Origin of the sequence: Microcystis sp. LEGE 08355 (assembly GCF_015207185.1) — a bacterium.
In the GTDB taxonomy this organism is placed as follows: Bacteria; Cyanobacteriota; Cyanobacteriia; order Cyanobacteriales; family Microcystaceae; genus Microcystis; species Microcystis panniformis.
Map to the genome: position 1 here is coordinate 1 of NZ_JADEXI010000109.1, position 10,722 is coordinate 10,722.

Genomic DNA, 10,722 nt, shown 5'->3' on the forward strand with positions numbered 1-10,722 from the left:
GGAACTCTGAAATTTTCGGCTTAGTTGCTGGCAGCTTGCCGCCAACTCACTCCTCTAGATAAGTATTTTGACTCAGGCATCTTCCTCTTTCGAGACGTTGTGACACTTAGGGTGCGGAATGTGGGTTCGAGACGTTGTGACACTTAGGGTGCGGAATGTGGGTTGATATATTTACTCAGTCAAAAAACGATGATTAAGTTAAAAGTCACAACGGTAGGGAACTCTATGGGGGTGATTTTCCCGAAAGAGTTGGTGGAGAAGCTGCGCCTTAGTAAAGGCGATGTGCTCTACCTCTTGGAAACGCCGAATGGCTTTGAGCTTACACCCTACGACCCCGAATTTGTCCAGCAAATGGAAGTGGCGGAGGAAGTGATGCGCGAAGACTGGAATGTTTTGAGAAAGCTGGCAACTTAGGCTCATGAACCAGCTAATCTGGATAGCTGATGGGGTAGCTCTCGCGATTCATCACCGCCAAATAGCCGAGCATGGTGGATTAGAGGGTATTCGAGATGAGGGGTTGCTAGAAAGCGCACTTTCCCGACCGCAAAATCTTCTGGCTTATTCTAAGTCGCCTCCTGACATGGCTTCTTTGGCAGCAGCCTACGCTTATGGGATTGTCAAGAATCACCCTTTTGTAGATGGGAAGTAGTTATGATTGCCGCATCATTTTCTATTTAGAACAAGACGAGAAAATTCCAACAGATAGAATAGTTTTGATTAACATTGGAACTCATGATGAGGTGTATTAACTAATAACTGATAGCGGAAATAACTATGAATCCCAAAATTTACGCCTTACTTACCCTTTCTCTAGTGGCTACCGTCACCCTACCAGTTGTTAACGGGAAGCTACCCCCTCTCATCCCTGCGGTGATGGCGCAAAATACAAACGCGAGGAAAGCCGAAGCAGATAGGCTTTTACAACAAGGTATTCAACAATATCAAACCAGTCAATTTCGGGAAGCATTACAATCTTGGGAAAAAGCCTTACAGATTTATCGAGAAATCAAAAATCGCCAAGGGGAAATGCTTTCTTTAGGCGCTTTAGGACTTACTTACGACTCTCTCAGACAGTACCAAAAAGCGATTGAGTACCATCAACAGTCTTTAGCCATCGCGAGGGAGTTAGACTATCGGCAGGTGGAATCGCTTTCTTTAAGTAGTTTAGGACTCGCTTACCGTTCCCTCGGACAGTACCAAAAAGCGATCGAGTACCATCAACAGTCTTTAGCCATAGATAAGGAAATCGGCGATCGCTCTGGGGAAGCCAATTCTTTAAACAATCTAGGCGACACTTACAACTCACTAGGACAGTATCAGAAAGCGATCGAGTACCTTCGACAGTCCTTAGTGATCGCGAGGGAGATCGGCGCTCGCCAATGGGAAACCAATTCTTTAGGCAATTTAGGAAACGCTTACCAATCCCTCGGACAGTACCAAAAAGCGATCGAGTTCTATCAACAGTCTTTAAGCATTGCTAGGGAGATCGGCGATCAAGGAAGTGAAGCCAAAATCTTAGGCAATTTAGGGGTTGCTTACGATTCCCTGGGACAGTATCAGAAAGCGATTGAGTACCAGCAACAGTCTTTAGCTATCGCGAGGAAGATTAAAGATCGCTCCAATGAAGCCAATTCTTTAAACAATCTAGGCGACACTTACAACTCACTAGGACAGTATCAGAAAGCGATCGAGTACCTTCGACAGTCCTTAGTGATCGCGAGGGAGATCGGCGATCGCCAATGGGAAACCAATTCTTTAGGCAATTTAGGAAACGCTTACCAATCCCTCGGACAGTACCAAAAAGCGATCGGATACTATCAACAGTCTTTAGCCATCGCGAGGGAGTTAGGCGACCGACGGGGGGAAGCCTATTCTCTAGGCAATTTAGGAGCCGCTTACCTATCCCTCGGACAGTATCAGAAAGTCATCGAGTACCATCAACAGTCTTTAGCCATCGCGAGGGAGATCGGCGATCGCTCTGGAGAAGCCGCTTCTTTAGGCAATTTAGGAATCGCTTACCGTTCCCTCGGACAGTACCCAAAGGCGATCGAGTACCAGCAACAGCATTTAACTATCGCCCGCGAGATCGGCGATCGCCAAGGGGAAGCCAATTCTTTAGGAAATTTAGGAAACGCTTACCAATCCCTCGGACAGTACCAAAAGGCGATCGAGTACCTTCAACAGTCTTTAGCCATTGCGAGGGAGTTAGGCGACCGACGGGGGGAAGCCTATTCTCTAGGCAATTTAGGAGCCGCTTACCTATCCCTCGGACAGTATCAGAAAGTCATCGAGTACCTTCAACAGACTTTAGCCATCGCGAGGGAGATCGGCGATCGCTCTGGAGAAGCCGCTTCTTTAGGCAATTTAGGAATCGCTTACCGATCCCTCGGACAGTACCAAAAAGCGATCGATAATTTAGAAGCATCCCTAAACATTACTTTAAAAACCCGTAGCGAATTATCCCGCGATGATCGCAAGGATTTTTTAGCCGCTAATGAGAATCAAACTCCGGTAATCACCCTCGCCGAAGTCCTCATCCAACAAAATCAACCAGAAAAAGCCTTTCAATGGCTTAACCTCGCCACTACTGCCGATCTCGCCGATTACAATCGCCTGATTAATGCCAAAGTTGCCGATCCCGATGCACAAAAAGCACTTGATAACTGGAACACCGACAATCGACAACTCGAAGGAATGCGCCGACAACTACAGGATAAATACTCCCAAGAACTGGCACAACAGCTCCGACAATTCGAGGAAAAAGTGTATAAAAATGCGGAAACTATCGGAGAAAAATATCCCGAAATTGCTGAACTTTTTGAAACTAAACCCACTGACATCGCCCAACTCCAGAAAAATATCGCTCCTGATACCCTCGTCATTCAACCCGTTCCCCTCCGCGATAAAGTCGCCCTATTTCTCGTTACTAGAGAAAAATTAATCGTTATTCAGAGCGATGCAAAACGCGATGATTTTAATCAACTTGTCAGTCAATACCACAACCAATTAGCCGACTATAAAAATGCCGACTACCTCGTTACCGGTAGTAAATTGTACGAGATTTTAATCCGTCCCATTGAGTCACAAATCGCCACCAGTTCCCCAAAAAATATCGCCATCATCGCTACCGGACAACTGCGCTATATTCCCTTTGAAACCCTCTACGATAAGAAAAATGACCAAGTTCTCCTAGAAAAATATCCAATTTATTATTTAACTCGTATCTCCACATCTACCCCTCCCGCGACCGAAAGAAAACCCTTACAAGGTCTAGCATTTGCTAACCCTAAACCCACCCAAGAAGAACTTAAAGGCACAGAAATAGAAGCAGAAACTATCAGCAAAATCTTTCCGGGAAGTGAAAAATATCTCGGCACAAACGCAACTCTAGATATATTCAAAAAACAAGCCTTTCGCTTCTCGATTTTACACTTAGGAACTCATGGCTGTTTTAAGCGTGCTGGCTGTCCTAATTTGGATATGCAAGCTAATACTATTCTTTTCGCCAATAAAGAGCAATATAACATCGCCGATGCTGCATTATTAGGCTTAAAAAATACCGAATTAATCACTCTTAGTGCTTGTCAAACCGCCAAAGAAGCCAACGCAGACGGCCAGGAAATTTCAGGACTTGCTTACGTCTTAGAAAGAGCCGGTGCTAAATCAGTAATTGCCAGTCTTTGGAGTGCTGAAGATAATACCAGTGCGGAAATTATGACCCAATTTTATCAAAATCTCAAGAATGGTATGACTAAAAGTGAAGCCATGCAAAAGGCCAAACTGAGTCAAATTAAAAGCCATCCTTATTTTTGGTCGCCCTTTATTTTGATTGGGGCTGCTAATTAAGTAGGTAGGCACAATTATTTGTAGGATGGGTTAGCGGTAGCGTAACCCATGCGGGCGTTGGGCTTCGGCTGTGAGCTCAGCCGAACGGTTTCATGCTTCAACCCAACCTACGTTCATTTTATATTTAATTCCACCCACCCACTTAGGGTTTGCTGAAAAAGTACGGGCGAAGCATTCGGATAGAAAATCTACGGTTTCACCGATAGGTTATTGCCCGAATGCTTCGCCCCTACAGGAGGCGGGCCGATGAAGACGCAAGGTTTTGAAGCATGATTCTCTCAAAATCTTGCACCTGTTTCGCGAGAAAAGCCACAAAACCCTTACCTTGCCTACATTTCACATTTATTCAGCAAACCCTAATTAAGCAGCCGATGATAACTCTTAATCGCTGATAATCAGGATTATTTCCTAACTTTTAACTGCCGACATCTGCCGCATTTCTAAATACACTAATAAAGCGTTAATATCGGCGGGATTGACTCCGCCAATTCGCGAGGCTTGGCCGATGGTGGCGGGTTTAATTTTTGTTAATTTTTCCCGGGATTCCATTGACAAAGTTTCGATTTTCATGTAGTCAATATCGGGGGATAAATGACGGTTACTGTGGCGACTAATTTGGTCGATTTGATTTTGTTGTCGCTTCAAATAACCGGAATATTTAATCTCAATTTCTACCCCTTCTCTTTCGGCTAAATTTAAATCAGGATTACCTAAACCATAGCGATCGAGATCGAGATAATGCAAGCTAGGACGACGCAGTAAATCCGCTAAAGAGAGAGAACCTTTGATTTTTTGTTCCGTATCCTTAACGATGGCGATTGCCACCTCATCCCGTTCTTTAATTCTCGTTTCGTGTAGGCGTTCTTTTTCAGCGATAATATTAGTCTGTTTCGTTTGGAATAATTGCCAACGCCGGTCATCAATTAAACCAATTTCTCGCCCTAAAGGTGTTAATCTTTGATCGGCATTATCCGAGCGCAATACTAAGCGATATTCGGAACGACTGGTTAACATTCGATAGGGTTCCCGCAGATCCTTAGTACACAAATCATCGACCAAAGTTCCTAGATAACTTTCCTCCCGGGGAAAAACAATTAACTCTTTTCCTAAAGCAAACCGTGCCGCATTAATCCCCGCCACCAGTCCCTGGGCTGCCGCTTCTTCATAACCGGTTGTGCCGTTAATTTGTCCCGCACAAAATAACCCCTCAATCTTCTTCGTCATCAGGGTTGGATAACACTGAGTTGCCGGTAAATAATCGTATTCCACTGCATAGGCAGCACGCAACATCACACAGTTTTCTAAACCGGGTAAAGTCCGCAGCATTGCTAATTGAACATTTTCCGGCAGTCCCGTTGAAAAGCCTTGGATATAAAGTTCGGGAATATCGCGCCCTTCCGGTTCAATAAAAATTTGATGACTTTCTTTATCGGCAAAACGGACGATTTTATCCTCAATACTAGGACAATAACGCGGTCCTTTGGAGTCAATAAAACCGCCATAAATGGGGGATAAATGTAAATTATCTCTGATTAATTGATGAGTTGCCGCCGTGGTGCGGGTGAGATGACAGTTCATTTGTTCCCGTTCGATCCACACCTCCGGATCAAAACTAAACCAACGCACCTCGTCATCGGGCGGTTGCGGTTCCATGCGGGAGTAATCCACCGAACGCTTATCCACACGGGCAGGAGTGCCAGTTTTTAGGCGACCGGTCTCGAATCCGAGACGATTTAGGGTTTCTGTTAAACCCACCGCCGCAAATTCGCCCGCCCGTCCGGCGGCCATAGACTTGCCGCCGATCCAGATTTTGCCGCCTAAAAAAGTGCCAGTGGTTAAAATGACGGCTTTAGCGGCGAAACAAGTGCCGAAATAGGTTTCTACTCCTAAAACTTGCTCATTTGCCCCTAAAATCAGGTCTGTGGCCATGGCTTCCCGAATAACCAGATTTGCCTGGGTTTCGACGATACCTTTCATCACCGCCGCGTATTCCCGTTTATCGGTTTGGGCCCGTAGGGCCCAGACTGCCGGTCCGCGAGAGGCATTAAGAACCCGTTTTTGCAGATAGGTGCGGTCGGCCATTTTGCCAATTTCGCCGCCTAAAGCGTCCACTTCGTGGGTTAATTGGGATTTAGCCGGACCACCGACGGCGGGGTTACAGGGTTGCCAAGCGATTTTATCGAGATTAAGAGTGAGGAGAAGGGTACGACAACCGAGACGGGCGCAAGCTAGGGCCGCTTCACAGCCGGAATGGCCCGCCCCGACGACGATGACATCAAATTCATCTTGAAAGTCTGCGGCTGAGGAGAAAGTCATACTCGATCGAGGGGAAAATTAATTAATCAGGCTAATATTCTAGCAATTTTTCTGAGTTTTCCTCCCAATATAATACAAGAATACTAACTAAGTCATTGACTAACACCAAAGCGATCGCATAAATCTAAAAACAATCTATATAATCCCTATTTACCCTTGCCTTTTCAGGGTATTACTGGCTAAGTATTATAGGTGCTTATCATAAGTAGGGAGGCACAATTATTTGTAGGATGGGTTAGCGGTAGCGTAACATAATCGGGCGTTGGGTTTCATGCTTCAACCCAACCTACGTTCATCTTATATTTAATTCCACCCACCTACTTATCTTCACGATCGTTTAAAGATTATAATCATGGATTTACTTGCCAATCCCGTTGCTTTGTCGCGGATACAATTCGCCATCACCGCTATTTTCCATATGCTTTGGCCGGTGTTAACCACTGGTATGGGCATTTATCTAGTCATTGTCGAAGGATTATGGCTAAAAACCCGCAATCCTGACTACTATCATCACGCTCGCTTCTGGTCAAAACTCTACATTCTCAATTTCGGCATTGGAGTTGCTTCTGGTTTACCCATGGCCTTCCAGTTTGGCATGAATTGGGCGCCTTTTTCGGAAGCGGTGGGGGACTTTTTCGGAACTATCCTCGGTTTCGAGGGAACCATGGCCTTTATGCTAGAGGCTAGTTTTCTGGGAATTATGCTGTTTGGTTGGGGACGAGTTCCCCCGTTAATTCACTTCCTAGCGACAATTCTCGTCGCTTTCGGGGCTAATCTTTCCACTTTCTGGATTTTAACCGCTAATTCTTGGCTGCAAACCCCCGCCGGTGGCATCTTCGTGGATGGTAAATTTATCGTTCAAGATTACCTACAAGCGATTCTCAATCCCTTCATGGTTAATAGTTTCCTGCATATGTTTTTCGCTACCCTGGAAACTTCTTTATTCGTCATTGGTGGGATTAGTGCTTGGTATTTGCTCAATAAACGTCACATTAGCTTTTTTAGTCGTTCTCTCAAAATTGTTCTTACTCTAGCGATTGTTATCGCCCCCTTGCAAATTTTTGTCGGTCATCTTAGTGCCGAACAAGTGTATCACTATCAACCGGCTAAATTAGCCGCCATGGAAGCGCAATGGGAAACCATTCCTGCGGGAGAAACTGCCGGTTGGAGTTTGGTTGCTTTACCCAAGGATAAAGCGGAGACAAATAGCTGGGAAGTGAAGATTCCTAATGCTTTGGGTTATCTTTTGGAATTAAAACCCAAGTTATCGGAACCTGTTCTCGGCTTAAAAACGTGGAAATACGAAGACAGACCGCACATGGTGGGGCTAATCTATTATTCCTTCCGGATTATGGTCGCTATCGGTCTTTTTCTTGCGTCTTTAATGGCTGTAACTGTCGGGCAATGGCTGCGCGGTCAATTATCTAACGAAAAAATCGACAGTCAAAAATGGTTACTACGCGCTTGGGTTTTTGCGGCCCCTCTGGGTTATCTTGCGGTTGAAACCGGTTGGATTGTCCGTTGTGTCGGTCGTCAACCCTGGACGGTTTACAATCAAATCCGGACGGTGGATGCTGCTTCTAAACTGCCCGCAGGCGAGATTTTAACTTCTTTAATCGGAATTACAGCGATTTATGTCGTTTTCTTGGTTTCTGCTCTCTATTTTGGCAGTCTTATTATCCGTCAGGGACCCAATCTTAACTTACCACTGCCGGGGACTCAAGAGGAAAAAGTGACCTCACCAGAACTAAATCCTCGTTCCCTAGAAGCGCAACAATAGGAGGAACTATGGAACCGTTACAGTATTTTTTGCCGCAAATTTGGTTTTTTATTCTGGGTTTATTCCTGTTTCTCTACGTCCTTCTCGATGGTTTTGACTTGGGGGTGGGAATTCTTTCCCTGACTTCCTCCTCCGAGAAGCGTCGCAGTATTTTAATGACCAGTTTGGGCAATGTTTGGGATGCTAACGAAACTTGGATTGTCTTGATGGGTGGTTCCCTGTTTGGGGCGTTTCCCCTAGCTTACGGGACAATTTTAAACGCTTTATACCTGCCGGCAGTGATTATGGTGGTGGGGCTGTTATTTCGGGCTGTTTCCTTCGAGTTTCGTGAACATTCTCGTCGCAAGTTGTTCTGGAATTATGCCTTCGGACTCGGCAGTTTTTTGGCCGCTTTGGGGCAAGGATTCGCCCTTGGTGCGGTTTTTGAGGGGATTAAGGTCGATGAATTGGGTCATTTTGCCGGCGGTCCCTTTGATTGGTTAACATGGCGATCGATTCTAGTTTCTTTAACTTTAATCCAAGCTTATGTTTTAGTGGGTTCCACTTACCTGATTCTGAAAACTACGGGGAATTTACAGGAAGTTCACTATAAAACGGCAAAAATTGCCGCTATTACCACTTTTATCGGTGCTATCTTTATCACTATCAGTACGCCGCTGCTTTCTGACCATATTCGTCAGCGTTTATTTGACCCTCGACTAATTTACATTTTTATCCTCATCCCGATTTTAGCTGTGGTCTTACTGGGTTTATTACTGCGGAGTTTGCAACTAAAGGAAGAAAACACCCCCATGGTCTGGACAGTATTGCTGTTTATGCTCTCTTTTATCGGTTTGGGATTGTTGATTTTTCCCGATATTATTCCCCCGTCCGTGACAATTTATCAAGCGGCGGCCGCCCCTAGTTCTTTGGTGTTTATGCTGACTTTTGTGGGTTTTTTAATCCCAATTTTACTAGCCTATACAGTTTATAATTACATCGTTTTTCGGGGTAAAATTACTGCTGAATCCTACGGAGAATAGATGAGGTTGCCGATTTCAGACATGAATCTTCTTTGGTGGTATTTTTAAAGGGAAACTCTCTAAGCTGATGCTAAACTGTATTTACTCTAGGAGATCTTTGGGTGTAATTAATTCGTAACGCTCGAAGGGTTGATGAATCCAGGGATTATCGGGGTAATATTTCACATAATAGTCAGGTTTGATTCTTGATGCCGCTTTGTACCAGATCACCGCAGTTTTGATATTGGTAATCCCGTATTTTTCCTGCAATAAAATCGAGGTTTTTTGGAGAGTAATTCCCGAATCGACTAAATCATCCACTAATAACAAGGGACTCTTTAATTTGGCTTCGATCATGGCTAAATTCGAGGAAATAGTTAATTCTCCCCGAATTTGATGATTTTCCCCCCCGTAGGAAGCAGCGTAGAGAATGGCTAGGGGTTGACGAAAAAGACGACAGAGAATGTCACCGACGCGCAATCCTCCCTTAGCTAAACAGACAATCTGAGCAAATTGCCAACCAGAACGATCGATTTTTACCGCTAATTTTTCGATCAGACGATGGTATTCGTCCCAAGAAACATAGACATCGGCCATATTTTCCATTCTCGATTCAGAATTACTTATTTTCGGCAGGTCGATCACTACTCCAGGCCCACCAAACTCGATCGCATTGACAATGATAGAATTCCTGCCATTTACGTCGAGAATCTTCTCCTAAAACGGGAGCGCGGCGATTGATCCAAACGGCCTGAGCTTCTTTAGCTTTTGCCCCACAGTAAGGACAACAAAAATTGTAGGCGTGAACAGCATTCTCTGTCCAGTCAGGGGGAAAGGGACTAAAAGCATCCATAATCTCTAAAATATAAGAGTAATAACTAGAAAAACTGGGTCAATAGACAATCTCCTTGTTTACTTTATCACTAAAAAAATATGGCTAGAGGGGATCAAATATACGCCTATCGGGAATTGCTCAATCTTCAGGGTGTTTATGCCCATCATGGCATCGATTGCGGTGATGGTAGCGTCATTCATTACCGAAAACCGAGCGAGATTGTTGAACGAACTTCCCTAGAAACCTTTGCTAGGGGCGGTAAAATCTATGTGGTGCGCCATGTAGAGGTGGGATTTTCCTTTATCCCCGATGTGGTGGTAGAAAGGGCGCTAAGTCGTCTGGGGGAGCAGAAATATAATCTTCTTTTTAACAACTGCGAACATTTTGCCACTTGGTGTAAGACCGGTATTAGCAAAAGTCAACAGATAGAAGAATTTATCCCGATTATTACCCATTTACAAGCGGTGGGACTCTACGAACCTCTGAAAAAATCCCTCATCGGAGCCGACCCCAACAATGCCCAAACCCTGTTAAAAGGGGCTTTAAGCAATCTTAAGGTCAGTTGGGATGAAATTCAACCCCAGTACAAAAAAGCCATTCAAGAAGCAGAAACATGGAATCGAGTAGCGATCGAAGCTTTAAGCAGAAATCGCGATGATTTAGCCCGGGAAGCCCTGAAACGCAAGGTAGAAGCCAAAAAACAGGCAAAACGCCATCAGGAACAATTGGATCAAATAGCGGCCATGACCGAAAATGTTCTTAAAAGTCTGGTGATTGCTAACGGTTAGTCTGGATGTAAGTAGGGTTGGCTGAATAAATCTAAAAACCTTGTTGGATAAGGCTTTTAGACTTTTTTCCCTCAAAAAGTGCTGACCATTGGAGTGATCGGGGGTAAAATTCAGGTACTTTTTCCCTGAAAATTAGGTAACTGACTACCTCAAAAT

9 protein-coding genes are annotated in these 10,722 nt (G+C 44.7%); 6 read left to right on the forward strand and 3 right to left on the reverse strand.

The annotated features are described in order from the left end of the window. Window positions 1-189: 189 nt before the first annotated feature. From IQ242_RS07880 to IQ242_RS07890, 3 genes are all read left to right on the forward strand, one after another. Entirely contained in the window at window positions 190-414 is a 225-nt protein-coding gene (locus IQ242_RS07880) for an AbrB/MazE/SpoVT family DNA-binding domain-containing protein (RefSeq protein WP_228020878.1), read from the forward strand. Between the two features lie 4 nt (window positions 415-418). Continuing rightward, complete coding sequence (locus IQ242_RS07885; RefSeq protein WP_228020879.1) at window positions 419-649, forward strand: type II toxin-antitoxin system death-on-curing family toxin; 231 nt, start codon at window positions 419-421, stop codon at window positions 647-649. A 125-nt stretch (window positions 650-774) separates the two neighbouring features. After that, window positions 775-3,846: a tetratricopeptide repeat protein gene (locus IQ242_RS07890; RefSeq protein WP_193959582.1), complete on the forward strand. Its 3,072-nt coding sequence runs from the start codon at window positions 775-777 to the stop codon at window positions 3,844-3,846. A gap of 408 nt (window positions 3,847-4,254) precedes the next feature. On the opposite strand, the gene mnmG is transcribed toward IQ242_RS07890, so the two are convergent. After that, window positions 4,255-6,162, reverse strand: coding sequence for a tRNA uridine-5-carboxymethylaminomethyl(34) synthesis enzyme MnmG (gene mnmG / locus IQ242_RS07895; RefSeq protein ID WP_193959583.1), 1,908 nt, complete (start codon window positions 6,160-6,162; stop codon window positions 4,255-4,257). A 352-nt stretch (window positions 6,163-6,514) separates the two neighbouring features. Here mnmG and IQ242_RS07900 point away from each other — a divergent pair, with 352 nt between their 5' ends. Together IQ242_RS07900 and cydB are read left to right on the forward strand one after the other, a co-directional pair. Further along, window positions 6,515-7,942, forward strand: coding sequence for a cytochrome ubiquinol oxidase subunit I (locus IQ242_RS07900; protein ID WP_190721829.1), 1,428 nt, complete (start codon window positions 6,515-6,517; stop codon window positions 7,940-7,942). Window positions 7,943-7,950: 8 nt separating this feature from the next. After that, on the forward strand, window positions 7,951-8,964 hold the full coding sequence (gene cydB / locus IQ242_RS07905; protein WP_002792975.1) for a cytochrome d ubiquinol oxidase subunit II: 1,014 nt from the start codon (window positions 7,951-7,953) through the stop codon (window positions 8,962-8,964). 81 nt (window positions 8,965-9,045) lie between these two features. On the opposite strand, the gene IQ242_RS07910 is transcribed toward cydB, so the two are convergent. Next, window positions 9,046-9,540, reverse strand: coding sequence for a phosphoribosyltransferase (locus IQ242_RS07910; protein ID WP_193959585.1), 495 nt, complete (start codon window positions 9,538-9,540; stop codon window positions 9,046-9,048). Between the two features lie 22 nt (window positions 9,541-9,562). Then, window positions 9,563-9,796: a hypothetical protein gene (locus tag IQ242_RS07915; protein WP_002771307.1), complete on the reverse strand. Its 234-nt coding sequence runs from the start codon at window positions 9,794-9,796 to the stop codon at window positions 9,563-9,565. An 80-nt stretch (window positions 9,797-9,876) separates the two neighbouring features. On the opposite strand from IQ242_RS07915, the gene IQ242_RS07920 reads away from it, so the two are divergent. Continuing rightward, window positions 9,877-10,566: a lecithin retinol acyltransferase family protein gene (locus IQ242_RS07920; RefSeq protein ID WP_012267801.1), complete on the forward strand. Its 690-nt coding sequence runs from the start codon at window positions 9,877-9,879 to the stop codon at window positions 10,564-10,566. The last annotated feature ends 156 nt before the right edge of the window (window positions 10,567-10,722 follow it).

Excerpts from the sequence above, each read along its gene's own strand:
- IQ242_RS07885 (WP_228020879.1), top strand. The coding sequence starts at position 419 with ATGAACCAGCTAATCTGGATAGCTGATGGGGTAGCTCTCGCGATTCAT.
- IQ242_RS07920 (WP_012267801.1), top strand. The coding sequence starts at position 9,877 with ATGGCTAGAGGGGATCAAATATACGCCTATCGGGAATTGCTCAATCTT.
- cydB (WP_002792975.1), top strand. The coding sequence starts at position 7,951 with ATGGAACCGTTACAGTATTTTTTGCCGCAAATTTGGTTTTTTATTCTG.
- IQ242_RS07915 (WP_002771307.1), bottom strand. The coding sequence starts at position 9,796 with ATGGATGCTTTTAGTCCCTTTCCCCCTGACTGGACAGAGAATGCTGTT.
- IQ242_RS07900 (WP_190721829.1), top strand. The coding sequence starts at position 6,515 with ATGGATTTACTTGCCAATCCCGTTGCTTTGTCGCGGATACAATTCGCC.
- mnmG (WP_193959583.1), bottom strand. The coding sequence starts at position 6,162 with ATGACTTTCTCCTCAGCCGCAGACTTTCAAGATGAATTTGATGTCATC.
- IQ242_RS07910 (WP_193959585.1), bottom strand. The coding sequence starts at position 9,540 with ATGGCCGATGTCTATGTTTCTTGGGACGAATACCATCGTCTGATCGAA.
- IQ242_RS07880 (WP_228020878.1), top strand. The coding sequence starts at position 190 with ATGATTAAGTTAAAAGTCACAACGGTAGGGAACTCTATGGGGGTGATT.
- IQ242_RS07890 (WP_193959582.1), top strand. The coding sequence starts at position 775 with ATGAATCCCAAAATTTACGCCTTACTTACCCTTTCTCTAGTGGCTACC.